Here is a 25,039-nt window from a genome sequence, read left to right on the forward strand (position 1 = left end):
GTGCATCACTGCGAAATCGGACTACTCGTCGTCGAGTTCCGCGAGGACCTCGTCGGACAGGTCGACGTTGGTGTAGACGTTCTGCACGTCGTCGCTGTCTTCGAGCGCGTCGACCAGCTTGAACACCTTGCGCGCACCATCCGCGTCGACCGCGACCGACACCGACGGCTGGAAGCCCGATTCGGCAGAGTCGTAATCGATTCCGGCGGACTGCAGCGCGGAGCGCACGGCGATCAGGTCGGACGGGTCGCTGATGATCTCGAAGGTGTCACCGAGGTCGTTGACCTCCTCCGCGCCCGCGTCGAGCACAGCCATGAGAACGTCGTCCTCGGACAGGCCGTTCTTCTCCAGCGTGACGACACCCTTGCGGTGGAACAGGTACGAGACCGAACCCGGGTCGGCCATATTGCCGCCGTTGCGGGTCATTGCGACACGCACCTCGCCCGCGGCGCGGTTGCGGTTGTCGGTGAGGCACTCGATCAGCACCGCGACACCGTTGGGTCCGTAGCCCTCGTACATGATCGTCTGCCAGTCGGCGCCACCGGCTTCCTCGCCGCCGCCGCGCTTACGGGCGCGCTCGATGTTGTCGTTGGGCACAGACGACTTCTTCGCCTTCTGAATGGCGTCGAAAAGCGTCGGATTACCGGCCGGGTCACTGCCACCTGTGCGGGCCGCCACCTCGATGTTCTTGATCAGCTTGGCGAAGAGCTTGCCACGCTTCGCATCGATCCCAGCCTTCTTGTGCTTGGTGGTGGCCCATTTGGAGTGGCCGCTCATTCCCTACTTCCTCCAGGTCGACTGCACGTCTGATTGTGCGCACGGTACCCGTTCCGGCCGGGTAGACAACTCCCCCAGCCTACTCGGCCTGCCGCCACGCCTTCTCCAGGCTCACATCGGGGCGAGATTCGCACCGCGCATGCGCCCGGCTCGAGCTACGGCTACGCCTCGCGCACCAGGTCCACGAACATCCGGTGCACCCGCAGGTCGCCGGTGACCTCGGGGTGGAACGACGTCGCGAGGACCTTCCCCTGCCGCACCGCGACGATACGTCCGGCGAACGGACCGCTCGGCACCGTGGCAAGCACCTCGACGCCCTGGCCTGCACGCTCGACCCACGGCGCCCGGATGAACACCGCGCGGATCGGGCCGTCGTCGAGGCCCGCGAAATCCAGATCGGTCTCGAACGAGTCGACCTGACGGCCGAAAGCATTGCGACGCACCGTCATATCAATACCCGACAGGTGCTTGGCATCGGGTCGGGTGTCGAGCACCTCGGAGCCGAGCAGGATCATCCCGGCGCAGGAACCGAAGGCGGGCATGCCCGCACGCAGCCGGGCGCGCAGCGGTTCCAACAGTTCGAACACCTCGAGCAGCTTGCTGATAGTGGTCGACTCGCCGCCCGGCAGCACCAGTGCGTCGACGGCGGCGAGCTCGGATTCGCGGCGCACCAGAACAGGTTCCGCACCGCACAGTGCGAGCGCCGCGACATGTTCGCGCACGTCACCCTGCAGCGCGAGCACGCCGATGGTCGGCCGGGAAGGGTCCTGCTGCGCGCCTGCGGCCGGCGAGGCTACCGAGGATGCGTTCACGATCGAGAGCTTACGAGCCACCGCGATGTGGCCCTGCTCACGGTCGCCGTCAAGATTCCGTCAACGCGGGTCCGCACGACCAGGAACAGGCCGACACTCGCACTGTGATTGCCGTCTTGCCGCGCCGGACGCCAGAGCCGCGCGGAGATGCGGGTGCCACCCGAACCGGCGCGGGTTGACCGTTTCGACCGGATTGGCGGGCCTGTCCCTCGACGCCATGGCGTCGGTGTCCTACGGTCCGGAAGCGATCGTGCTGGTACTTGCGACCGCTGGTGGTGCCGGACTGAGCTCAGGCCCGGTGGTGGTGCCGGTCGGCCACGTCGAGCAGTTCGGTCAGTGCTCCCGCAGGGTGCGGATCAAACCTTCCTGCACGACCGCGGCGACCAGTTGGCCCTCGCGGTTGAAGATCTTGCCGCCGGTCAGCGCACGGCCGAAGCCCGCCGACGGCGAAGACTGGTCATAGAGCAGCCAATCGTCGGCGCGGAACGGGCGCAGGAACCACATGGCGTGATCGAGCGACGCGTTCTGGGTCTCTTCGTCGGGGTGGATGACCTTGGAGGAGCCCAGCAGCGTCATATCGCTCATGTAGGCGAGCGTGCAGACGTGGAACAGCGGGTCGTCGGGCAGCGGATGCCGGTAGCGGAACCACACCTGCTGTTGGGACACCACGCCGTCGCGGCGGGCCACGCTGTCCTGCGGCACCGTGCGGATATCCCAGTGCTCCCACTCCCGCATCGCCCACAGCCGCTCCGGGCTCATGGTGGTGCTGGCATCGGGCAGGTCGTCGGGCGGCTGCACGGCAAGCATCTCGTCCTGATGCTCCGGACCCTCGTCGCCGACGTGGAACGATGCCGACATCGTGAATATTGCCGCGCCATCCTGGACGCCGGTGACCCGGCGGGTGCAGAAGGACCGGCCGTCACGAATCCGCTCGACCAGGTACACCGTCGGCTGATCCGGATTGCCAGGCCGCAGGAAGTACCCGTGCAGCGAATGCACCTGATACCGCGGCTCCACCGTGCGTACCGCCGACACCAAAGCCTGGCCGGCAACCTGTCCGCCGAATGTGCGCGGGAGCTGGGTCTTCGTGGAAGCACCACGGAAGATGTCCCGCTCGAGCCGCTCGATTTCCAGCGCCTCTTCGATTGTCGCCATGCGCTGACATTAACCCGCCGCCGCCCACCGCTCCCGCCCGGCTGGGCGGTCGCTCCTGCCGGGCCGACCGCTCGTTCCTGCGCAACCCGGTCGCGCCGACCGACCTGACCGGCCGGTTCTGCCGGACACATAATCAGCCGCTCGGCACTGAACGAGAAACCAGGAGGCGACCACATGCGGCACCGCTGCACCATCGGTCGGTCGGCCGCGAGCGCCGGATCCTGGTTTGTTGTGATTGACGGGTGCCACAGTTCGCAGCGATCACCCGAGACAGCCTCGTCGAGCTGGTGAGCCACCGTATCCTCGAACTGCCCGGCCGCCAGGTAATCGCGGTCGACGGAGCCGATGCCGCCGAACCGGTCCCGCTCGCAGACCTCATCGCCGCCGCCCTGCGCGCCACCGGCCGCGCCGCCTACGTAGTCTCCCTCCACGATTACGTCCGCCCGGCATCGCTGCGCATGGAGTACGGCCGTGACGACGAACTGTCCTATCGCACAGCATGGTTCGACTACGAAGCCCTCCGCCGTGAGGTCGTCGACGCCCTCCACGACACTGCCCGCTGGCTGCCCGCCCTCTGGAACGAAAACACCGACCGCTCGGCCCGCGCAGCCATTCGCCCCGCAGCCCCCGACACCGTCGTCCTCATCGCGGGCCCCATGCTCCTGGGCCGCACCCTCCCTTTCGACCTGACCCTCCGCCTCGATATGTCCGAACCGGCCCTGCGCCGCAACACCCCACCCGACCACCAATGGACCATCCCAGCCCTACTCCATCACCATCACGAAAACCCAGACCCCCCAACCCTCTTCATCCGCTGGGACCACCCCCACCGCCCGGCCCTCCGCACCGAACCACCCCGATAGGCATCCACACCACAGCGATCACCACACGAACGGGACATAGTGGCAAACTTCCTCGCGATATGCCGCAGCCATATCCCGTTCGACAGCGGACAGCACCGTGGCAGAGCTGCGCAGACCGGAACCCCGCCGATAGCCTCGCGCTAGGCGCGTCGAGTGGCACATGGCCAAGGCGGCTGTGGTGTGTCGCCGCAACCGTGTACCACTCGCCGTCGCCGAGGTAACGCCCGACCTCGCTCGGTCGAGCCCACGTCGCCTAGCCGAGCCGGCGGCCCGGTGCGCAGCGCCTTATCCCTTGTGCCACAGCGTAATTCCCCTCCAGTGATGGCGCATGGTAGAGAGCGTTCGCGGTCTTTCACCACGACGATGTGCCACTCGGTGTGGCCTAGGTGAGGCGGTGGCCACCGTCTATGTGGAGGACGGTGCCGGTGATGAAAGGGTTGTGCATAAGGGTGAGCATTGCTTGGGCGATGTCGTCGGGGTGGCCGATTCGGCCGACGGGGAGGCGGGCGGCCATTTGCTGGTGGCGTTCGGTTTTGGCGGGGCCTGCGATGGTGTCCCAGATGGGGGTGTCCACCCAGCCGGGCGAGACGACATTGACGCGGATGGGGCCCATTTCGACAGCGAGTGCGTAGGCGAGGGAGGCGAGAGCGCCGTTGACGGCCGCGACGATGGAGGCGCCGGGGGCCGGGCGGTAGGCGGCGACGCCGGAGGTGAAGGTAAGGGAGCCGCCGGGGGCGATGCGGGCGTGCTTGGCGACGAGGGTGGGGCCGATCACCTTGGCTTCTACGAAGTTTCGGCCGATCTCGGCGTCGAAAGAACCAATGGGCTGGTATGCGCCGTTGGCGTCGGCTGCGGTGGTCACCACGTGGTCGACCGGACCGGCCTCGGTGAACAATCGCTCGAGATCGCTCTCGCGGGTGATGTCGGTGACGACCGAACGCACTGTGCCGGGGCCTTCGGGCAGAGCGCGTTCGGCGTCGGCGAGCCGGGCCGACGATCGGCCCGCGATGGTGACTTCGGCACCCCGGCCGATCAGCGCGGCCGCCAGCGCGAGTCCCATGCCAGAGCTGCCGCCGACGATGACGACGCGTTCGGGGATTGTCGTGGTTTGTGTCATGACTCCACCCGACCATCGGCAGCACCGAGTGTCCATGTCGCGCTCTCGAATTCGCGTTAGATCAGGACTAATACCGCAGATCCTGGCCGCGGCCGGTGGTTCGAGAGCTGCTAGCCGCAGGCCACCGACTGCTGGCCGAAGCTGGTCAGCATGGTGCAGGCCCACGTCTTCTGCACTTTCCACTTGCCGTCCTCCGCGACGAACGGAACGTCGACAGTGTTCTCCTGGCCGTTGACGATGAACTTTGCCTTGGCGTTGACGCTGTCACCGAAAGCGGTCACGTCGGTGACCACGATCTGCGCGTTCGCGGCCCTGGCGGCCTCGGCCAAGCGACCGGGCAGTTCGGGGTCGGCCTGTGCGCCCTGCACCAGTTCGAGCTTGTCGGCATTCGGTAAGGCGGGATCCAGTGCCCGTGTCAACGCCGTGTTCAGGTCGGCGGCGCTGGGGATCGGCGGAAGATTCGAGCTCGCTGCCGCGGAGGTCGACGTGCGGGTCGTCTTCGGCGGATCCTTCGGATCATCGCTGCCACATGCGGTCAGGCTCAGCATTGCCGCGATCGCCACGGCGCCGATAGTGATCTGTCCGGTCTTACGAAGCTTCAACTGCTCGTCCTTTGCGTTCGATGGGTCGCGTGTCACCCGACACTGATGCGGCACGAACGCCCGCGTGGGGGCAGACGGGCATCGAATCCCTAAGCTATCCAACAACTCTGTGGTGGTGGTAAGACAATGATGTGGTCCACCGAAGGCTCCGGAATGCGCCTCAGCCCGAGCCGGTGAGCGGCCGCCGAGACAGCGCGTCGACCAGCACCCGCACCGCCGGGTTCCTGCTGGCCGAACGCCATGCGGCGGCATACGTGACCATCAGCGGTGCGCCGCGCATCCGACGCCACACGAGGCCGGGAAGGTCGGCAGGGCGTGCCGAGCTCAAGCCGATTGCATCTGGACGCAACGGGAGAACGGCCAGCATCTGAGCGTGGCCCATAGCGCTGTCACTGAGGCGAACCTCGGCACCGCGCTCACGGAGCTCGCGCAACAGCGCATCGTGGAGGCCGGTGGCGGAATCGCGTGCGAAAAGAATCAGCTCCTGGCCGGTGAGGTCCGACGGCTCGATCTCCTCGGCGACGGCGAGCGGGTGGGCCGACGACATCAGGACACCGAGTTCCTCGCGCGCGACCGGTTCCTGGTCGAAGCGGTCCGGCAAAGTCACCGGTGCGCGGACGAGCGCGAGGTCGACCTCGTCTGCGTCGAGCAGCCGGACCTGGTCGGCGGTGGTGCCACCGGTGAGCACCATCCGGGTGCCGGGCAGTCGGGCGCCGAGCAGCTCCCCGATGCGCGCCGGAATCCACGGCGGCACTCCGTTCAACAGCCCGAACCGCAGGATCGACGCACCAGCGTTCGCCGCGCGCCTGGTTTCCCGGATCGCCTCGTCCACCGAGCCCAACACGTCCTTGCCGGTCCGGAACAACACCGCACCGGCAGGGGTCAGCGCGACCAGCGGCTCCCTGGTGAGCAACGGCCCACCCATCTCCCGCTCCAAAACCCGGATCTGCTGACTCAAGGTAGGCGTCGATATGAACAATCGCTCCGCGGCCCGCCGAAAATGCAGCTCCTCCGCCAACACCACGAAGTACCGCAGTTGCCGCAACTCCACACCCAGACGTTACTCGGCCATCGCCCGGCTCGACGAGCCGAAAAGCCGGTCACCGCGAGCACCAACTACTGCTATGAGCACACTGAGGCCGACCGGAACGCGCGATCAACTCGGCACCATCGGCGACGAGCTACGAATAACCATCGGCCACACGAGAACCCGCCCCTCGGCCACAACCTCCCTGGTGCGAGATGAGCGGCACGAGGGAAGGACCGGCCGGAAACGGAAAGACCGCGCTACCTCACAAGGTGCCGGCTATGCACACGAGCGGGGACTCCGCTGAGTCCCCGCTCGTGGTGGAAAAATCGTGAGACCGCGCTGAGCGGAAGTCACCAACCGCGCTCGGCGAGCCGGTGGTCGACCGGCAGCTCCTCGACATTGATGCCGACCATGGCCTCACCGAGGCCGCGCGAGACCTTCGCCAGCACGTCGGGGTCGTCGTAGAAGGTGGTGGCCTTCACGATGGCGGCCGCGCGCTCGGCCGGGTTGCCGGACTTGAAGATGCCGGAGCCGACGAAGACGCCCTCGGCACCGAGCTGCATCATCATGGCGGCGTCGGCAGGGGTGGCGATGCCGCCCGCGGTGAACAGCACGACCGGCAGCTTGCCGGTCTGGGCGACCTCGCGGACCAGCTCGTAGGGGGCCTGCAACTCCTTGGCTGCGACGAACAGCTCGTCCTCGGGAAGCGAAGACAGCCTGCGGAGTTCACCGCGAATCTTGCGCATATGGGTGGTGGCGTTCGAGACGTCACCGGTGCCCGCCTCACCCTTCGAGCGAATCATGGCCGCGCCCTCGGTAATTCGGCGCAGCGCCTCACCCAGGTTGGTGGCGCCACAGACGAACGGAACGGTGAAGTTCCACTTGTCGATGTGGTTGGCGTAGTCGGCGGGGGTCAGCACCTCGGACTCGTCGATGTAGTCGACGCCGAGGCTCTGGAGGATCTGCGCCTCCACGAAGTGCCCGATACGGGCCTTGGCCATCACCGGGATGGAGACGGCGGAGATGATGCCGTCGATCATGTCCGGATCGCTCATGCGGGATACGCCGCCCTGGGCGCGGATGTCGGCCGGAACTCGCTCGAGCGCCATCACCGCGACCGCACCGGCGTCCTCGGCGATCTTGGCCTGCTCGGGGGTGACGACGTCCATGATCACCCCGCCCTTGAGCATCTCGGCCATCCCGCGCTTCACGCGGGCGGTGCCGATGGTGTTGGTGGTCTCGGGCGTGGTCACGGCAAACTCCTGGGTCATGTGCGCCAATCGGGTCGCATGGATGGAACGCCACTGATTCTAGGCGGGCCCATCAGGCCACTTGATAGCCAGTTGTGCACCACTGGCCTTGCCCACGACCAGGAGGTCTCACCTCGAACCGGCTGGACTGGACCGATACTTCAGGGGTGTGAACACGGATTCGCCGGGCCGACGAGAAGTTTCGTCGACCCGGCGAATTCCGAGCTCATGATCAGATCGGGTTGACGACCAGCAACTGCGCCCAATACTCCGCGGCGGTGGGGCCGATCAACGGCAAGAGGAAATCGAACAACAGGTAGGACATCTACTACTTACCTCCACGCACCAATGTTTCATCCCACCTCGGTGGGATCGCGACCCCGGGTTTCCGAGTGCCTTCCGATAAGCACTACCCCGGCCGCGCCAATCCAGTCGCGACGCTATCACGATCGTGAAATACATCACAGGGCAATGTGATCGGCAGCGCACCGCTGCCGCGGCGCAGCCGGACGCTAGCGAATCGAACGGACCTCGGGATCGGTGCCGGTCGAAACGACTTTCGCGGCCTCGGTCAGCAGTTGGTCCAGGTGGTACGGGTACACCGTTTCGCCGGACTGGTCCAGCGCGACGATGTCAGCGGCCGTGCACCACTTGTTGGCGGTGATGCAGCGGCGCTCCACCGCAGTCATGTTCCCCGGCTGCGGTTGGTAGGCGCCGACGCGGAGTGCGAAGAACAGCTCTTCGGCACGGATCAGTTCGCCGTCGAACGGGAACACCGCGACGCGTCGCCAGATCGGCCCGCGCAGGCTGTCCGGATCGGCCCGGTGACCGGTCTCCTCCCACAGTTCGCGGATCGCCGCGGCACGCAGGGTTTCCCCCGGATCGACACCGCCGCCGACGGTGAACCAGAACGAAATATCCGGCGTCTTGGGGTCGTGACCGCGCATCAACAGCACGCGATCGTCGTCATCGAGCAGCACCACCCGCGCCGAAGTGCGAATGGTGTCCACGTCGAGTCCGGTCGACGCGGCGGGGGTGGCGCGCTCGGTGATCTCGAAATAGGTCGGCAGCGGGGCGGTGCCGCCGAGGTGCAGGATGCGGACCGGTCGCCGGGTGCGCAGGGCAAGGGTGTCACGGACCGCGTCGTTGTGGAACCTGCGGGCGATCAGCACCCGGGCTTCGGCATCGGCGAGTTCGGCCACCTGCTGCGGGCGCAGCTGGGTGATGTCGATCGCGGAAAGTGCCGCCGAGAGCTGGTTTTCGACGGTTTCACGGTCGGCTCGGCTTGCTCGCTCCGCGCGATCGGCCAGCATAGACAGGAGTTTGGCCCGATCGGCCGATGCCGGGTCCGACATCGGACCCGCGATCGCAATCGCGACCGACCTCGCGACCACCGCCCGCCGGGCCAGCGCCGAATCCAGCGCATGCCAGGACTGGTCGGAACGCACGTGCAACCGGTCGAGCCGGTTGGCCGTCGAGTAGGCCCAGATGCCGATCGCGAAAAACACCGCCGCGATCAGCGCGAGTACAAGGACCGTTGTCGCGGAGAAAGTGATCATCCCGCGGCCCGCACTCGGACGTCGCCGACGGTCACGGTCTCGTAGACCCGCAGGATCTGTTCGGCGACCACCGGCCAGTCGTACTCGCCGACGATCTGAGTCGCGCTCTGCACCAGCGCATTCCGGCGGGCATCGTCGGTGAGCAGTCCATCGATCGTGGTGGCGAGCCGAGCCGAATCACCCACCGGCACGAGCACGCCCGCGGATCCGTCGCGCAGCACCCGGCGGAAGGCGTCCAATTCGCTTGCCACCACGGCAGTTCCAGCGGCCATCGCCTCGATCAGGATGATGCCGAAGCTCTCGCCGCCGAGATTGGGCGCGCAGTACACATCCGCGCTGCGCATCGCCGAGGCCTTGTCTTCGTCGGAGACCTGACCGAGAAAACGCAAATGGTCGGCCAGCGGACCTGCCTCGCGGCGCAGCCGCTCCTCGTCGCCGCGCCCGACAATGAGAATCTGCAGGTCAGGATGCTTGCTCACCAACGACGGCAACGCGCCGAGCAGTACCTCCATCCCCTTGCGTGGCTCGTCGTAGCGGCCCAGAAACAGCACCGTTCCGCCCGTCCGCGGATAGCCGGGCAGCATTGGCGCCCGTGCGAAAGCAGGTACGTCGACGCCGTTCGGGATTTCCACCGCGTCGGACCCGAGCGCCTCGACCTGCCAGCGGCGCGCCAGTTCGGAGACCGCGATCCGACCACTGATCTTCTCGTGATACGGCCGAAGCACGCCCTGGAAGGTGCTGAGCACCAATGATTTCGTCGTCGAGGTGTGGAAGGTGGCGACGATCGGGCCCTCGGCGATCTTCAGCGCGAGCATCGACAGGCTCGGCGCATTGGGCTCGTGGATGTGCAATACGTCGAAGTCGTTGCCGTCGATCCAACGGCGAATCCTGGTGTAGGCCATGGGGCCGAAGGACAGTCGCGCCACCGACCCGTTGTAAGGGATCGCGACCGCGCGACCGGCCGAGACCACGAAGTCGGGCAGAGGTGTATCTTCCGAGGCAGGAGCGAGCACGCTGACTTTGTGACCGCGTTCGATGAACACCCGCGCCAGTTCCACGACATGCGCCTGCACCCCGCCGGGAACGTCGAAGGAATAGGGGCAGACCATGCCGATTTTCATGGTGTGTCGTCTCCCCTGCCGTGGTTCTGGAACGCGGCCTGCGCAGCGGCAATTCTGGCGCGTCGCTCCGGCGAAAGGTCGTTCTCCCATTGTGGCTGCAACATGTGCCAGTCGGCGGGATGCTCGGCGATGTTCGCTGCGAACCGATCGGCCAATGCCTGTGTCGCCGCCGTAACCCCGCCCGAAACATCCAGTGGAGCTTCGGTTTTCATGCCCCAACCCTCGCGACCGTCGGCATCGACGGTGAACCACAGGTGCACCGGGATCAACGCCGCACCGGTCTCGATGGCCAGTTTCGCCGCACCGGCAGGCATCCAGGTGGTCTCCCCGAAGAAGGTCACCTGGACACCACGGCCGGTGAGGTCGCGCTCCCCCATCAGACAGACCGCTTTGTTCTCATGCAGCCGCGCCGCCAGTTCGACAAACGGCGGCTGCTGGCCACCGGTCAGCGGAAACACCTCGAAGCCGAGGCTTTCCCGATAGGCGACGAAGCGTTCGAACAACGATTCCGGCTTCAGCCGTTCCGCGACAGTCGCCAGACCACCGTGGTTCTGCACCAGCCAGACCCCCGCCATGTCCCAGTTCCCCGAATGTGGCAGCACCAGGACCGCCCCGCGCCCCTGCGCCAGCGCCGCTTCCAGGTTCTGCACCCCGTCCACGGTCAGCTGCGCACCGAGCGCCGCATGGTCCATCGACGGCAGCCGGAAGGCCTCGCGCCAGTACCTGGCGTAGGAGCGCATGCTCGCCCTGAGCAGCTCGTCGGGCACCTGCTCGGGCGCGACGCCCGTGACCCGGGCGAGGTTGCGCCGCAACTGGTCCGGACCGCCCTTGCGCGTCGCCCGGTCGGCGCCCCAATCGAACAACCTGCGCGCGGTCGAATCCGGCAGTGCGCGCACCAGCCGCCACCCTGCCGCATACCCCGCGGCGCCGATCCGTTCCCCGATACTCACAACCACCCCTGTATTGCTCCGAGACCTGCGATTGTGCGACCGAACGTCATGCCGCGGTTGATCATGCGGGTTCCTGGGATTCCGCGGCGGGACGGGCAGGCGGGATCACGTCCCGTGCGCCCGGCGAGTTGCGCACCGCCAAGATCCGCTGGAACACGGTCACGATGCTGAGCACCGCGAGAATCCACATCGCCACGTGCACAGCCCAGGTCAGCCATTCGATGCCCCAGTAACCGCCGATACCGGTGAGTCCGGCACCGACCAGCACGATGATCAGCCGATCCGGCCGCTCGATGAGCCCGCCGTCCGCGGAAAGCCCGCTCGCCTCGGCGCGCGCCTTCGCATACGAGATCACTTGCGAGGTCACCAGCACCACCAGCGTCACCACGAACAGCGGCTTGCTGTCCTCGTGGTACACCGCCCACCAGGCCAGCCCGGCGAAGATCGCGCCGTCGGCGACCCGATCGCAGGTGGCATCCAGTACCGCACCGTATTTCGTGCCGCCACCGCGCGCACGGGCCATGGCGCCGTCGAGCATGTCGAACATGACGAATAGCCAGATCACCATGGTTCCCCAGAACAGATGTCCGGTCGGGAACAGGGTGACCGCGGCCGCGATCGAGGCGACCGTGCCGATCACGGTCACCGCGTCGGGCGTGAGCCCGGTCTTCACAAGCGCCTTACCCAGCGGCGCGGTCGCTTTGGAGAACGTCTCGCGGCCGAAGAAGCTCAGCACTTACTCGACCTCTTTCCACGCTTCGGCGAGCAGGGCCCATGTGTCCCGCAGCAACTGGGGCATCACCTTCACCCCGCCGACGATGGTGATGAAATTCGCGTCCCCGCCCCAGCGCGGCACGATGTGCAGGTGCAGATGGTCGGCAAGCGAACCACCCGCCACTCCACCGAGATTCAGGCCGACATTGAAACCGTGCGGCCGCGAGACCTGCTTCATAACCCGGATCGCCTGCTGGGTGAATGCCATGAGCTCGGCGCTCTCTGCGGGCGTGAGGTCCTCGAGGTCGGCCACCTTGCGGTAGGGCACCACCATCATGTGCCCGGGGTTGTACGGATACAGGTTGAGCACCGCATAGACCACTTCGCCGCGTGCGATGACAAGACCGTCCTCATCCGACATCTTCGGGATATCGGTAAACGGGTGTCCGGTAGCGTCTTTGGGGGTCGTCGCGGCGGCCTCCGCGATGTAGGACATCCGATACGGCGTCCAGATCCGCTGCAACCGGTCCGGTTCGCCGGCCCCGGTGTCCACGATGCTCCCCTGCTCGGTCGGTTCGGCGAGCCCATCCGGCACCGTACGCTCGCTCATGCCGGGTCCTTCTCCGTCAGTACCTCGAAGCCCTCGGCAGTCGGTGAAGCGTTCTCCCGGTTGGCGATCCACGCCTCGATGGTGGCCACCGCGTCGGCGACCGGCACCCCGTTGACCTGGGTGCCGTCGCGGAACCGGAAGCTCACCGCGCCCGCGGTCACATCGCGCTCGCCCGCCAGCAGCATGAACGGAATCTTCTGCGCGGTGTTGTTGAAGATCTTCTTCTGCATCCGGTCGTCGCTGCGGTCGACCTGTGCCCGGATACCGGCGTCGTGCAGCTGCTCGATCACTTGATCCAGGTGCGGCGCAAAGGCTTCCGCCACCGGGATGCCGACAACCTGCACCGGCGACAACCAGGCGGGGAAGGCGCCCGCGTAATGCTCGGTGAGGACACCGAAGAAGCGCTCGATCGAACCGAACAGCGCGCGATGGATCATCACCGGCCGCTGCTTGGTCCCGTCGGAGGCGGTGTATTCGAGGTTGAACCGCTCCGGCAGGTTGAAGTCGAGCTGGATGGTCGACATCTGCCAGGTGCGCCCGAGCGCGTCCTTGGCCTGCACGGAGATCTTGGGCCCGTAGAAGGCCGCGCCGCCGGGATCGGGCACCAGATCCAGCCCGGAGGCCGAGGCCACCTTGGACAGGGTTTCGGTCGCCTCTTCCCAGATCTCTTCGGAGCCGACGAACTTCTTCGGATCCTTGGTCGAGAGCTCCAGGTAGAAGTCGTCGAGGCCGTAATCCTTCAGCAGATCGAGCACGAATTGCAGGGTATTGGTCAGCTCGGCGTGCATCTGCTCTTTGGTGCAGTAGATGTGCGCGTCGTCCTGGGTCATGCCGCGGACCCTGGTGAGGCCGTGTACGACACCGGACTTCTCGTAGCGGTACACCGAACCGAATTCGAACAGCCGCAGCGGCAGTTCGCGGTACGAGCGGCCGCGGGCCCGGAAGATCAGGTTGTGCATCGGGCAGTTCATCGGCTTGACGTAGTAGTCCTGGCCGGGCTTGCGAACGGTGCCGTCTTCGTTGTATTCGGCGTCCAGATGCATGGCGGGGAACATGCCGTCGCGGTACCAGTCGAGGTGCCCGGAGACCTCGAACAGATGACCCTTGGTGATGTGCGGGGTGTTGACGAATTCGTAGCCCGCAGCCACGTGGCGACGGCGCGAATACTCCTCGAGCTCCTTGCGGATGATGCCGCCCTTGGGGTGGAACACCGGCAGTCCGGAGCCGAGTTCGTCGGGGAAGCTGAACAGGTCCAGCTCCAGACCGAGCTTGCGGTGGTCACGGCGCTCCGCCTCCGCGACCAGGTGCATGTGCTCGTCGAGGGCTTCCTGCGACTCCCATGCGGTGCCGTAGATGCGTTGCAGGTCCTCGCGGCTCTGATCGCCGCGCCAGTAGGCGGCGGAACTGCGGGTCAGCTTGAACGCGGGGATGAACTTGGTGGTCGGGATGTGCGGGCCACGGCACAGGTCGCCCCACACCTTCTCACCGGTGCGCGGATCGAGGTTGTCGTAGATGGTCAGCTCTTTGCCGCCGACCTCCATTACCTCCGGATCGTCGATGCCCGACTTATCGCTGATCAGCTCGAGCTTGAACGGCTCCTTGGCGAGCTCGACGCGCGCCTCGTCGATCTCGACCACCCGACGTGAAAAGCGCTGCGCGCCTTTCACGATCTTCTTCATCCTGGATTCCAGCTTGGCCAGATCCTCGGGGGTGAACGGCTTGTCGACCTGAAAGTCGTAGTAGAAGCCGTCCTTGATGAAGGGGCCGATACCGAGCTTGGCGCCGGGGAACTCCTGCTGCACCGCCTGGGCGAGCACGTGCGCGGCGGAATGCCGGATGACACTGCGGCCGTCTTCGGTATTGGCGGCGACCGGCTCCACCTCGACGTCGGTATCCGGAATCCAGGACAGATCCTTGAGGCCCTCGGCGTCGCGGACGACGACGATGGTGTCGGGACCCTTGGTCGGCAGGCCCGCTTCGCGCACCGCGGCGCCCGCCGTCGTCCCGGCCGGCACCCGGACGAGGGCGACAGGGCTGATAGGGGCTGAGGTGGTCACGGCAGCGGACTCCTTGGCTTTTGGTGGGCGGGCTTGTTCCCGCGTTTCATCAGCCGGACACGAATTTGCTCCGGCGCGACCATGCTAGCTAGCCCGGCTCCCGGCGTCTTCCGCCGGTCGTTGGGCGCGTCAATACTCGCATTGCGGGCCGACGGTCGCGTAGTTGGCCGAATCGTGGGCTCCCCCGTCTTCCGTAACTCTTGCCGGACGTCAGTGCCACGACAGCGGACCGGCGATCGCGTGTCCCATCGGCGTCTGGACGTGCCCGGTGAGTTACGCAGGTACCCACTGGTCGCCTTTGCGAAGGCGACAACGTGTCAGCTCTCCGCGGCCAGCTTCTCCAGGAGGGCTTTGCGCTCGGCAGCGGGGCGTTTGGGGCAGCTGGTACACATTTCGCACCCGGGCACCTCGAAGACCAGGCAGCAGGAGATGCGGCGCACGAAGGTGCGCCCGCCGATCTCGACGAAGCGGGGCGTCGGCAGCTTGTCACCGATCTCGGCGGCCAGACGCGTGCCTGCCGCGGGCGCACCGGCGTCCAGTGCCCGGTTGCCGATCGCGTCGGCCACGATCGCCCAGAGCGACGGCACGCCCGCGCCTGACACCTCGGCGACCGGGGCGATCACGTCGGCAAGGGTTTCCCGCAGAGCCGCGCCGCATCCGACAGTGTCTGTGCCGGGGCCGGCGACCTTGATGTGCTCGACCCCACCATCGGGTCGGACCTCGCAGGCTATCCGGTCCAATACCGGCGCAGCCGCGGTTTCCTCGTGCGCGTAGGCGCGCGCGATCCGTTCGACCAGGGCGGAGGCCACCATGCACCACCACAGGGTGCCCGCAATGCGCAGCGAGGTGGTACCCCAGGACTGGCCCATCTCCGTGATTCGCGCGGTGAGCCAGTCCGGTTGGGTGAGTGTCCGCCCTGGAACGGTGTTCACCGAGTGAGGGGACTGTGCAACCACTGCCATTCGACTCCGATCCAGCCGCCGACCAACCCGAATGTTCCCAATATCCACAGTGTCGCGACGACCAGCGCAAAGGTAGCCGCCGCCGCGAACACCTGCAGAGCCATACCCCGGCTGGAGTACCAGGCCATACCCTGCCGGTACTTCCCGTGCAGCCAACCCAGCGCCCGGTGCGCCCACGCGAATTCGGTCGCCAGGATGCCGAGGCCGGCGAAAACGATCGCCCAGCCGGGACCGGGATAGGGAATCGCCAGGATGCCGAGCACCAGCACCGCGACGCCGATCACCGCGACCCCGATCCGGTAGGCGAGGTTCAGAGTAGGTCGCCCGGCCAGTCCGTTACGGAAGGCGCGCCAGCGGGTCGGTTCGGTCGCTGAATACGGTTCGAGCTCGGCGGTCACCCCGCCAGCCTACGAGCCATCCGGCGGTACCCGATTCGGCTCCAGCACTGGTTCGAGATGTTCGACATCTCAGACCAGCTCGGGTGTGCTGCGCTGCCCGGCATCATCGATCTCGACGAGCCCGTCGATGGTGATCCCGATGACGCGCGCGCTGGCGATGTCGAAGAACAGGCCCGACACCGTCACACCGCGCTGGGCCATGGCCGCCTGCACCGCCGGATGCCGATGCAGAGTCTCCAACTGCACCGCCACGTTCACCATGCTGAGCTGGTCGACAGCACCGAACCCGGCTGCCTCGGCCGCCGCCGCGACCGGGTGCCCGAAGCGGAAGCGTTCGAGGCTCGGGTCCGCGTGCGCCAGCCAGGGCCCGATCCCCGGGCCGGTATCGGTTCCGGAATACAACGCCTTCATCGCGCCGCACGAGGAGTGGCCGCAGACCACGACAGAGCGCACATCGAGCTCCTGCAGCGCGAAGATCAACGCGGCCTCTACCGACGCGTCACCGGATACCGGAACCAGGTTGCCCACATTGCGGACGGTGAACATGTCGCCGGGACCGCTGCTGGTGATGATGTTGGGCACGATCCGCGAGTCCGAGCAGGTGAGGAAGAACGAATGCGGATCCTGTGAGTCGTGCAGGTCATCCAGGTGCGGGCGCACCACATGCGCATGGCTACGGTGGTATGCCGCGACGCCCGAGGTGACCGAATCGATGTTCTTGTCGTCGCTACGCCATGGACCGAGAATCTCGTCCATGGCCGCCCGACCGAAGCCGCGCGCGGGCGGGCCCGCCGTGACCGCGGCCATGCGCGCACTACCGATCTCCACAAATTCGACAGTGCCGCCGCTGCTTTCCTGCTGGCGCACCCATTCCTCGATGGCTTCGAAGGCGGCATGATCGAGGAAGTCCACGGTCATCTCGACGGTGACGTCGGCACCGGCGGGCACCTTCGCAAACTCCGTGGACAGCTTCGGCAAGGCCAGGAAGGTGCAGGAACCGTCGATGGTGACCAGCCACCGCTGCGAACCCGGGACCTGCATAGCGGCGACGGCCACTCGTACCACGCGCCACAGCAGCAGGCCGAAGGCCAGCGCCAGACCGATGATCACGCCTTCCAGCAGGTTCAGGAACACGACGGCGACCACGGTGACCGTGTAGACCAGCAGATCACCGGTGCGCTGGGCGAGCTTGATGTGGGCCAGCTTCACCAGTTGGACGCCGATCACGATCAGCAGACCCGCCAGCGCGGCCTTCGGAATCTGCTGCACGAGTCCGGCCAGCGCGACCGAGAACAGCAGAATCCAGAATCCGTGCAGCACCGCAGAGGCCCGGCTGCGCGCGCCCGCCTGCGCATTGGTGGCACTGCGGACGATCACACCGGTGATCGGTAGACCACCGAGCAGACCGGAGACCACGTTCGCGGAGCCCTGGCCGATGAGTTCCCGGTCGAAATTGGTGCGCTGACCGGTGTGCATCTTGTCGACGGCCACCGCCGAAAGCAGGCTCTCGACGCTGGCGATAAGTGCGATGGTCAGCACCATGATCGCCACCGCGGACCAATCGCCGCTCGGCAGGCTCGGCAGCTCGATCGCGTCGAACAGTGAGCCGCTCAACACAATTCGCTCGGCACCTGTGGGCAGCACCAAGGAAAGGACGGTGCCAACGAACACCGCGACCAGCGGTCCGGGAATGGCACGCACCCGAGCAGGAACATGACGCCATCCGAGCATGATCACGATGACCACCACGCCGATGAAGGCACCGCCGCCGTGCAGGTTCATCAACTGACCGGGCAGCTCCACGATGTTCTTCCACGCCGAGCTGTGGGAGGAACCGCCGAGCAGCACATGGATCTGCTGCAGTGCGATGGTGATGCCGATGCCGGCAAGCATTGCGTGCACCACAACGGGCGCGACCGCGAGCGCCGCACGCGCGATGCGACTGAGCCCGAAGAGGATCTGCAATAGACCGGCCGCCACCACGATGAAACAGGTGACGCGCCAACCGAATTCACTGATGGACTCGGCGACCACCACGGTGAGACCGGCGGCAGGGCCACTCACCTGGAGCACGGAACCGCCGACTGTGCCGGCGACGACACCGCCGACAACGGCAGCGATGAGCCCGGCGGCCACCGGCGCGCCGGAGGCGAGGGCGATGCCTAGCGACAGCGGTAGAGCGACCAGAAATACAACGATCGACGCAGGCACGTCGTGGCGTAGGACAGACGCCAAGCGGCCGGATCGCGATCCAGAATCATCCCCCGATTCAGTGGGCGGTGACAGCGGTGTGGCTACATCGTTCTCGACGGCCATTGACTCTCCTTCGCCGAACTCGGCAGGTGCCGAGGTCGGTTGACGATCAACATGTCCAGCAGGGCATAAGACCGCGAACCGGCATCTCGCGGTGAAGCAGTTCCCGACCCGGCAACGGGTCGAGATGTAAATCCCAACAAGGGTATTGGTAAAGACTTAGCAAAGCCTGAGAAGTAGCCCCGCGGTGCCCCGACTCCATGCTCGAACCACACCATGACGTTCCGCACACCTGCCCCGGCCGACCGGCAAAGGTCGGCCGACACCGCCACCGCTACACAGGTTCCGCGGCGACACGGCTACCCGCATCGTCGAACTCGGCGATCCCGTCGACAGTGACCTCGATGAGGCGTGCCGTGGCTATGTCGAAAAACAGCCCCGACACCGCGACACCGCGTTCCTCGATCCCATAACGCACCGCAGGGTGCGCGTACAGCCGCTCCAATTGCAGCGCGACATTCACCATGCCGAGCTGATCCACCTGGCCGAAACCGACGAGGGCCGCGGCGTCGGCCACCGGATGCCCGAGACGAAACCGGTCCAGGCTCGGTCGCGCATGCGCGAGCCAATCGCCCAGCCCTGGCCCTGTCTGCACCTCGTGGTGCAGCGCCTCCATCGCGCCGCAGCCGGAATGCCCGCATACCACTACAGCACGCACGTCCAGCTTCTCCAGCGCGTAGATCAGCGCTGCCTCCACCGAGACATCGCTGCTGCCCGCCGGGACCAGATTGCCGACGTTCCGGACGGTGAACAGATCACCGGGACCGCTGTTGGTGATGACGTTGGGCACGATACGAGCATCGGCGCAGGTCAGAAAGAAGGAATCGGCGTCGGGACGGTTACGTAATCCATCCAGGTGCGGGCGCATGAGATGGGCGTGGCCACGGTGGTAGGCCGTGATGCCCGCGGCGATCGGATCCTCCCGGTTGCCGGTGCGCCGCCACGGCCCGATCACCTCGTCGATGACCTGCCTGGAACGGCCGCGTTCCGGCGGACCTGCCTCCGCCCTTGCCATCCGCGCGCTCCCGATTTCGACGAATTCGACTACCCCGCCGCCGGATTCACGCTTAGCCGCCCAGTCGGTGATCAGTTGACAGGAGGCGTGATCGAGGAAGTCGACGGTCATCTCGATGGTGACCTCGGCACCTGCGGGCACCTTGGCCAGTTCGGCGGTGAGTTTCGGTAGCGCAAGGAAGGTGCAGGTGCCGTCGATGGTCACCACCCAGCGCCGGGCCCCGGCCACGGGTTCGGCGATGATCGTCACCCGGACCACCCGCCACAACAACAGTGCGAACGACAGCAGCAGGCCGATCACCATGCCCTGCAACAGATTCAGGAACACCACGCCGAGCACTGTCGCCACATAGACATACAGCTCGCCGGTGCGGCGGGCCAGCCGGATGTGTGCCAATTTCACCAGTTGCACGCCGATCAGGATGAGCAGCCCGGCCAGCGCCGCCTTGGGGATCTGCTGGACAAGCCCCGCCAGCGCGACCGCGAACAACAGGATCCAGACACCGTGCAGCACGGTCGCGGCCCTGGTCTGCGCCCCCGCATGGGCATTGGTGATGCTGCGGACGATCACCGCGGCGACGGGTAACCCACCGAGCAGGCCGGACACAATGTTCGCCGAACCCTGTCCGATGAGTTCACGATCGAAGTTCGTCGGCTTGTCCGGACGCGACTTGTCCACCGCGACGGCCGACAACAGGCTCTCCACGCTGGCGATCAGCGCGATCGTCACCATCGTCACCGCGATGGCCGACCAGCTGCCGGACGGAATCGCGGGCAAGCCGATCGAATCGAGCAGGGACCCGTTCAACACGATGCGCTCGACATGCGTCGGCAGCACCAGCGACAGAACCGTTGCGACGACGACCGCGACCAGTGGGCCCGGCACCACACGCACCGGGCGCGGCACGGACTTCCATGCGATGAGAATCGCGATGACAACCACACCGATGGCCAGGTCACCGCGATGCACCGACATCAGCTGTTGCGGCAGGGCCGTGAGGCTGGCAAACGACGAACTCAGCGAGTTGCCGCCGAGTAGCACATGCACCTGCTGCAACGCGATGATCACGCCGATGCCCGCCAGCATCGCGTGCACCACCACCGGCGCGATCGCCAGTGCACCGCGCGCGACCCGGCTCACACCGAACAGAATCTGCAGCACACCCGCGCCCACAGTGATGAAACATGTTGCTGCCCAGCCGAATTGATGCACACTCTCGGCGACGATAACGGTAAGACTCGCGGTCGGCCCGCTCACCTGCACCGCCGAGCCGCCGAGTAGCCCGGCGACAACGCCGCCGACGACGGCCGCGATGAGGCCCGCGGCGACGGGCGCGCCGGAGGCCACTGCGATACCCAGCGAAAGTGGCAGTGCGACAAGGAAAACCACGACCGAAGCGGGCAAGTCATGGCGGCTGATGGCGGCGAGACGTTCGGGAATACCTGCGCGCGGCGGCGACGTCCGTGGTGCGGGATCGGTGTCGGTGGACATAATTCTCCTTCGCCGAATCGGCAGGAGCCGATCCGGTTCATCGGTCGAACATGTACTGGCATCGAAAGCGAGCGGCGGGCGAAGCTGTTGCTTCGTGGAGCAGCGACCCGATGATGCGAAGGTCAGGCAAATAGTAAAGACTTCGCAAAGCGTATGGAAAGCTTTTGAAGGCAAGCCGCACAAACCGCTATCAAACTGTGACCTTGATCACAGTCAAGCATCTATGGTTCGCTGGCCGGAATGCCGGCGGTACGTCAGCCGAGTCGGTGGATGATGTCGCCCGAGTCGAGGTCGTCACGGCCGGTGACGGCGGGCGGGATTGCAACGGGTCGGCAGAACGGCGATGGCTTCGCCGAACAGCATCAGCTCGTGTGCCAAGCATCGTTACCGAGGTCGAAGTCGCTCGAGGTGAGGTCGGCACCGGTGGCGCTGGCGTTGCCGGGCCACCAGTGGCCGAGGAGTCCCTGACCCCGGTCGACCGCACCGTCCGGTCGATCAGCGATTGGTCGCGGGGCGTTTGGGCCGCGCGATGCGTACCCGCTGGTCGTGGGGTGCATTCTCGATGTCGTCGAGTTGCGCAATGATTGTGCTGCGCAGGTCGTCGTAGTCTTCGAACCGGTAGTCGGTGAACAACGTGTAACCCGTCCACATCAGGTTGGCGCACACGCGGGCAGGCACACTGCCGGTTTGGGCGCCCATGCCGACCAGCGCCACCGATTCGATGCTGCCCGGCGCTTCGTTGTTCTGCCGGTGGATCGCCTGGAACCCGGCGGCACACGCCAAGGCCACATTCAGGGTCTCACTGACGTTCTGTACGGACGTTTCCATTGTCGGCGTCGAGATCAAGAACTTCGGGTCGGTCGCCCCGGACGGAACGCACACCGCGCTTCCCACCGGAAGCCTTCCCGCGAACTGATCACGGATCGCCCGCTGCACTCGCAGTTGAATCCCCGCCCCGAGGTGCCGCTTGATGACCGCATCGACCCCTCCGTCCATCCGGCCCCGGGAGTTGGTCGGGGTGACCCAGGCATCGACATGCTCGTCAAGGATTGAGCCCCTGCGGATCTCGATTTCGGGGTTGTCGGCAAACGCCGCCCGCCACGCCTCCACAACGTGCGGGTTGATGTCGGTCAGCACCACCCGCAGCGGCGCCTGCACACGGTTCATGGTCATGGTCAACTCCAATCTAGATGCGGTTCTCCCACCCGTTCACGACGCTACCGCGACCCACCGACATGTCCTCTGTCAGAGGAGATTTCATGAAATATAGTGCCGATGGTGAGCATGAATGATCCACTGGCCCTTGCTGAATTGTTCAAAGGCGGCGGTGAGCCGTGGCTGCCACTGCTGAAGCCGGTCATCGAGGCACGGCCGGACGCGGCAACATTTATGGGCCCGGGCCGCAGCCCGCGGATCGTCCCCGTCCGGGAACTGACCTTCCAGGCGCTCAAGCCCAATTCACCACACAAGTGGAAGGTCGTCGTCTTCGGCCAGAACCCATACCCGCGGCCGGAGAGCGCCACCGGCATCGCCATGTTCGACAACACCTTCCACAACTGGAAGAACAGCCAGTTCGGACGGGTCGTCAGCATCCGCTGCATCATCAAAGCAGCGGCGATGTGGAAGTACGGTATCCCGAAGAAGACTCCGATTGCCGACATTCGCGCACTCTTGCACGAGCAGGACGCCGTGCAGCCTCCGGAGTGGTTCCAGGCGATGCTCACCCAGGGTGTACTACTGCTCAACGCAGCGCTCACCGCCAGTAGCGACGGAGCGCTGGGAACCGATCAGCACACTGCGTTCTGGCGTCCCGTTGCCGAGCGGATCGTCGAAGAGATCCTCAGGGCGAAGCAGAACGCCGACGAGGCCGACCGTGGTGTTGTCTTCGCCTGGTGGGGGACCCACGCGCGCAGTCTGAAAAAGGTCGTCCTGCAACTCCAGAAGAAGTACCCTCAGGTCGAAGTCCGGCACGTAGACCACGCCAACCCTGCCGCGCAGGGTGACATCTTTTGCAACGGTGACCATTTCGCAACGGTGAACGCGGCCCTCGCAGCGCTGGGCGCCGACGAGATCGACTGGTTGCCGAGCACAGGGTGGAACAAGCTTGCAGCGGAAGCCGGCGGGACGGACCACGACATCGCCGAACGTATGGGCGCGTTCATCGCGTCGACCATGGAGCTGCACCAGCTTTACCTCGAACGGCTCGCGAGCGTCAAGGACGAGGGGCTCGTCCTCCCCGCGATCACCGGCGTATTCGACACCCCGCTCATGGACTTCCATGACGCCATCGCCCCGATCGCCAAGCTGCTGTCCGGTCTCGATCGGCACGCCGCGCTGTCGCACGAGTTCGGCAAGAGGCGGGCGGACCAGACGGCCGGGAGACTCTCCGCCAACGCGATTGCCGCCCTCCACATTTACACCGGCGAGTCCGCGTTCTATCGGGAGATCAACGCCGTCCTGCGCGCCCCGGACCGCACGAAACTCGCCCCGTACCTCCCGTACCTGCGACTGCTGTTCTCGGCGGTGTCACGGCTTCCCGCACGTAGCGAGCCGTTGTGGCGCGGGGTATCACTGGACCTGCGTGCGCAGTACCCACTAGGTCGGACCGTGACGTGGTGGGGGGTGTCCTCCTGCACGTCCGAGCCCAATGTGGCACAGGCATTCCTCGGTAGTCGTGGCAAGCGAACGCTCTTCGAGGTACACCCCACTCGGGCCGTGAGCATCCGGAGTTTCTCCGCGTTCACCGACGAAGAGGAATTCATCCTCTTGCCGGGCACGCAGCTCGACGTCGCGGACGTCAAGGCCGAGCGCGGCGGGTTGTGCATCGTGAAGTTGACCGAATCAGAGGAGCAACCCCTCGTGTCCTGAGCATTGAGCTGCATCGAATGGCTGGATGATCCTCAAAATAAGCCTTTTTCGGTGGGCCTAACGCTAATCAATCCGAACCACCCCACGGCCGAAGGGCCCCAGCTGCGCATCAGGACGGTAGGCACGCGGCAGGTGACATCCAAGACATGACCTGCGGGTTCGGTGGATCGTTGATGATGCCGCTCGTCCACGCGTCAACTGGTCGGCGGCTGAATACTCGTGCGATGTCCTGCCGTCGTCGCTACCAGCGGAAAACGCGACGTAAGCGGCTTACTGCGCCGTTCGGCCTGCCTAAGCCGTCTCCATCGGCGGATGCCATTTGGACGACGATCCCACCGAGACGCACCTCCTGCATGGTCGCTGGGTGTGCGTCGATAAAACACACACCGTTTCGGCTGACCTCGATGCATTCTTCCTGTTGGGAGCCAGAGCGGCCCGAGTGCTCGAGCGTGTCGGTGTAGTAGGCGATCATTCCGCCACTGAAACTGGCGTTGAAACCGGTCACTCGGCGCCCGGCGCGGTCGGTAGTGCGGTCCCGGCAGTGATCGCAGACCGCGCGGGGGTAGCGGTCCTGGTAGATCGTCGGCCGCTCGCAATTCGGGCAGGGCTGGGTGTATCGACGCCCAGGGGTCGGACTTTGCAACAGGAAATCGTTGCGGGCGAGGATTTTACGCCCCGCGTCTCTCTGGTTGCGGTTGCGCCGCAGGACCAGCAGAACGAACTCAGCGTAGTCGGCTGTCTCGGCGTCGATCGCTCCGCGCCCGGGTATCTCGTCGATGCGCGTGAGGCCGGCATCGTAGGCATCGAGCGCCACTCGGTGCGCCACCGAGAGTTCGCTATCGGGGATTTGTCTGTTGGCGTGTTCGGCTCGAGCCAAGTGTTCGGCGATCACTGTGTCGATGGTGTCTCCGTCCACAGACAGTAGCCCGCTGCCGTAACCAGTCGTGGTCACCAGGACATAGCCGTCTATGTCGCCGCAGTCGGTTCCGATCGTCTGTAAGAAGGCGAAACCTCGTCCGTAGCGGGCATTCTCGAGCCCCTGGTGGGTGTAGGGGATCAGAGTGCCGGGATCCTGGGCCAGATCGCGCGCTTTTCGCAGCGCTTCGTCGTAGGTCAGCGGAGAGTTCGGGTCCGGGCTTTCCATGGCCGCCAGCCTATCGAGCCGGATATTTCGGGGCCGAATTGACATTCGGCAGGACGGGTGTCCTGACTGTAGGGCTTTTCGGTGCTGTGCCGGTCATGTGGCAGGCGGCATAGAAAGACGTTCTATGCGCCGGGTGTCTGGACGAGGGAACGTCCTCCTGATGCGCTTGTCGGGCTTGGTGTCCCATCGCAGTAGGAGGACGTTCGTGGGTAACGGTAATGGCTTGTCGCG

Annotated in this window: 21 protein-coding genes; 2 read left to right on the top strand and 19 right to left on the bottom strand. The window is 65.8% G+C overall.

Translation table 11 applies throughout. From position 1 onward, the window contains the following. Positions 1-21: 21 nt before the first annotated feature. From ACLMAL_RS34250 to ACLMAL_RS34260, 3 genes are all read right to left on the bottom strand, one after another. A complete protein-coding gene (locus ACLMAL_RS34250) occupies positions 22-777 on the bottom strand; it encodes a YebC/PmpR family DNA-binding transcriptional regulator (RefSeq protein ID WP_364901666.1) in 756 nt (251 codons plus the stop codon). 161 nt (positions 778-938) lie between these two features. Beyond that, positions 939-1,589 carry a pyridoxal 5'-phosphate synthase glutaminase subunit PdxT gene (gene pdxT / locus ACLMAL_RS34255; protein WP_412002855.1) on the bottom strand — a complete coding sequence of 217 codons (651 nt, stop codon included), beginning with the start codon at positions 1,587-1,589 and terminating at the stop codon, positions 939-941. Between the two features lie 333 nt (positions 1,590-1,922). Further along, positions 1,923-2,744, bottom strand: a complete 822-nt coding sequence (locus ACLMAL_RS34260; protein ID WP_328403272.1) for an acyl-CoA thioesterase II — start codon at positions 2,742-2,744, stop codon at positions 1,923-1,925. A 242-nt stretch (positions 2,745-2,986) separates the two neighbouring features. On the opposite strand from ACLMAL_RS34260, the gene ACLMAL_RS34265 reads away from it, so the two are divergent. Next, positions 2,987-3,607: a hypothetical protein gene (locus ACLMAL_RS34265; protein WP_412002856.1), complete on the top strand. Its 621-nt coding sequence runs from the start codon at positions 2,987-2,989 to the stop codon at positions 3,605-3,607. A gap of 382 nt (positions 3,608-3,989) precedes the next feature. Here the strand turns inward: ACLMAL_RS34265 and ACLMAL_RS34270 are convergent, their stop codons facing one another. From ACLMAL_RS34270 to ACLMAL_RS34340, 15 genes are all read right to left on the bottom strand, one after another. After that, positions 3,990-4,724 (bottom strand): SDR family oxidoreductase, encoded by a 735-nt coding sequence (locus tag ACLMAL_RS34270; protein WP_412002857.1) that lies wholly within the window; start codon positions 4,722-4,724, stop codon positions 3,990-3,992. A 110-nt stretch (positions 4,725-4,834) separates the two neighbouring features. Further along, positions 4,835-5,326 carry a hypothetical protein gene (locus ACLMAL_RS34275; RefSeq protein ID WP_412002858.1) on the bottom strand — a complete coding sequence of 164 codons (492 nt, stop codon included), beginning with the start codon at positions 5,324-5,326 and terminating at the stop codon, positions 4,835-4,837. Positions 5,327-5,486: 160 nt separating this feature from the next. Then, entirely contained in the window at positions 5,487-6,377 is an 891-nt protein-coding gene (locus tag ACLMAL_RS34280) for a LysR family transcriptional regulator (protein ID WP_412002859.1), read from the bottom strand. Positions 6,378-6,706: 329 nt separating this feature from the next. Further along, positions 6,707-7,627, bottom strand: coding sequence for a pyridoxal 5'-phosphate synthase lyase subunit PdxS (pdxS, locus tag ACLMAL_RS34285; protein WP_328403282.1), 921 nt, complete (start codon positions 7,625-7,627; stop codon positions 6,707-6,709). Positions 7,628-8,118: 491 nt separating this feature from the next. Next, complete coding sequence (locus tag ACLMAL_RS34290; RefSeq protein WP_412002869.1) at positions 8,119-9,162, bottom strand: NUDIX hydrolase; 1,044 nt, start codon at positions 9,160-9,162, stop codon at positions 8,119-8,121. Beyond that, positions 9,162-10,286 (bottom strand): glycosyltransferase family 4 protein, encoded by a 1,125-nt coding sequence (locus tag ACLMAL_RS34295; RefSeq protein ID WP_328403284.1) that lies wholly within the window; start codon positions 10,284-10,286, stop codon positions 9,162-9,164. Before ACLMAL_RS34295 ends, ACLMAL_RS34290 begins: the two co-directional genes overlap by 1 nt. Next, positions 10,283-11,236, bottom strand: coding sequence for a phosphatidylinositol mannoside acyltransferase (locus tag ACLMAL_RS34300; RefSeq protein WP_412002860.1), 954 nt, complete (start codon positions 11,234-11,236; stop codon positions 10,283-10,285). The genes ACLMAL_RS34295 and ACLMAL_RS34300 overlap by 4 nt, the downstream gene beginning before the upstream one ends. Positions 11,237-11,297: 61 nt before the next feature. Further along, a complete protein-coding gene (gene pgsA, locus ACLMAL_RS34305) occupies positions 11,298-11,972 on the bottom strand; it encodes a phosphatidylinositol phosphate synthase (protein WP_328403288.1) in 675 nt (224 codons plus the stop codon). Then, positions 11,973-12,560 (bottom strand): HIT family protein, encoded by a 588-nt coding sequence (locus tag ACLMAL_RS34310; protein ID WP_406231168.1) that lies wholly within the window; start codon positions 12,558-12,560, stop codon positions 11,973-11,975. Next, positions 12,557-14,617 (bottom strand): threonine--tRNA ligase, encoded by a 2,061-nt coding sequence (gene thrS, locus ACLMAL_RS34315; RefSeq protein WP_412002861.1) that lies wholly within the window; start codon positions 14,615-14,617, stop codon positions 12,557-12,559. Before thrS ends, ACLMAL_RS34310 begins: the two co-directional genes overlap by 4 nt. Positions 14,618-14,934: 317 nt before the next feature. Then, entirely contained in the window at positions 14,935-15,549 is a 615-nt protein-coding gene (locus ACLMAL_RS34320; RefSeq protein ID WP_412002862.1) for a (2Fe-2S)-binding protein, read from the bottom strand. Next, complete coding sequence (locus ACLMAL_RS34325; protein WP_412002863.1) at positions 15,546-15,977, bottom strand: TIGR02611 family protein; 432 nt, start codon at positions 15,975-15,977, stop codon at positions 15,546-15,548. Before ACLMAL_RS34325 ends, ACLMAL_RS34320 begins: the two co-directional genes overlap by 4 nt. Positions 15,978-16,046: 69 nt before the next feature. Continuing rightward, positions 16,047-18,293, bottom strand: coding sequence for a solute carrier family 23 protein (locus tag ACLMAL_RS34330; protein ID WP_412002864.1), 2,247 nt, complete (start codon positions 18,291-18,293; stop codon positions 16,047-16,049). 271 nt (positions 18,294-18,564) lie between these two features. Continuing rightward, positions 18,565-20,796, bottom strand: a complete 2,232-nt coding sequence (locus ACLMAL_RS34335; RefSeq protein WP_412002865.1) for a SulP family inorganic anion transporter — start codon at positions 20,794-20,796, stop codon at positions 18,565-18,567. Between the two features lie 495 nt (positions 20,797-21,291). Next, positions 21,292-21,969: a macro domain-containing protein gene (locus tag ACLMAL_RS34340; RefSeq protein ID WP_412002866.1), complete on the bottom strand. Its 678-nt coding sequence runs from the start codon at positions 21,967-21,969 to the stop codon at positions 21,292-21,294. Positions 21,970-22,080: 111 nt separating this feature from the next. Between ACLMAL_RS34340 and ACLMAL_RS34345 the strand changes: the two genes are divergently transcribed. Then, positions 22,081-23,664 carry an ADP-ribosyltransferase domain-containing protein gene (locus ACLMAL_RS34345; RefSeq protein WP_412002870.1) on the top strand — a complete coding sequence of 528 codons (1,584 nt, stop codon included), beginning with the start codon at positions 22,081-22,083 and terminating at the stop codon, positions 23,662-23,664. Between the two features lie 241 nt (positions 23,665-23,905). On the opposite strand, the gene ACLMAL_RS34350 is transcribed toward ACLMAL_RS34345, so the two are convergent. Further along, positions 23,906-24,808, bottom strand: coding sequence for a hypothetical protein (locus ACLMAL_RS34350; protein ID WP_412002867.1), 903 nt, complete (start codon positions 24,806-24,808; stop codon positions 23,906-23,908). Positions 24,809-25,039: the final 231 nt, after the last annotated feature.

It is taken from the genome of Nocardia sp. CWNU-33, from assembly GCF_046764895.1.
Classification (GTDB): Bacteria; Actinomycetota; Actinomycetes; order Mycobacteriales; family Mycobacteriaceae; genus Nocardia.

Bases quoted from the DNA above. Each gene is read 5' to 3' on its own strand.
- ACLMAL_RS34340 (WP_412002866.1), bottom strand. From the start codon at position 21,969: ATGACCATGAACCGTGTGCAGGCGCCGCTGCGGGTGGTGCTGACCGAC.
- ACLMAL_RS34345 (WP_412002870.1), top strand. From the start codon at position 22,081: ATGAATGATCCACTGGCCCTTGCTGAATTGTTCAAAGGCGGCGGTGAG.
- ACLMAL_RS34295 (WP_328403284.1), bottom strand. From the start codon at position 10,286: ATGAAAATCGGCATGGTCTGCCCCTATTCCTTCGACGTTCCCGGCGGG.
- ACLMAL_RS34260 (WP_328403272.1), bottom strand. From the start codon at position 2,744: ATGGCGACAATCGAAGAGGCGCTGGAAATCGAGCGGCTCGAGCGGGAC.
- ACLMAL_RS34310 (WP_406231168.1), bottom strand. From the start codon at position 12,560: ATGAGCGAGCGTACGGTGCCGGATGGGCTCGCCGAACCGACCGAGCAG.
- ACLMAL_RS34335 (WP_412002865.1), bottom strand. From the start codon at position 20,796: ATGTCCACCGACACCGATCCCGCACCACGGACGTCGCCGCCGCGCGCA.
- pdxS (WP_328403282.1), bottom strand. From the start codon at position 7,627: ATGACCCAGGAGTTTGCCGTGACCACGCCCGAGACCACCAACACCATC.
- ACLMAL_RS34330 (WP_412002864.1), bottom strand. From the start codon at position 18,293: ATGGCCGTCGAGAACGATGTAGCCACACCGCTGTCACCGCCCACTGAA.
- ACLMAL_RS34270 (WP_412002857.1), bottom strand. From the start codon at position 4,724: ATGACACAAACCACGACAATCCCCGAACGCGTCGTCATCGTCGGCGGC.
- ACLMAL_RS34250 (WP_364901666.1), bottom strand. From the start codon at position 777: ATGAGCGGCCACTCCAAATGGGCCACCACCAAGCACAAGAAGGCTGGG.
- ACLMAL_RS34350 (WP_412002867.1), bottom strand. From the start codon at position 24,808: ATGGAAAGCCCGGACCCGAACTCTCCGCTGACCTACGACGAAGCGCTG.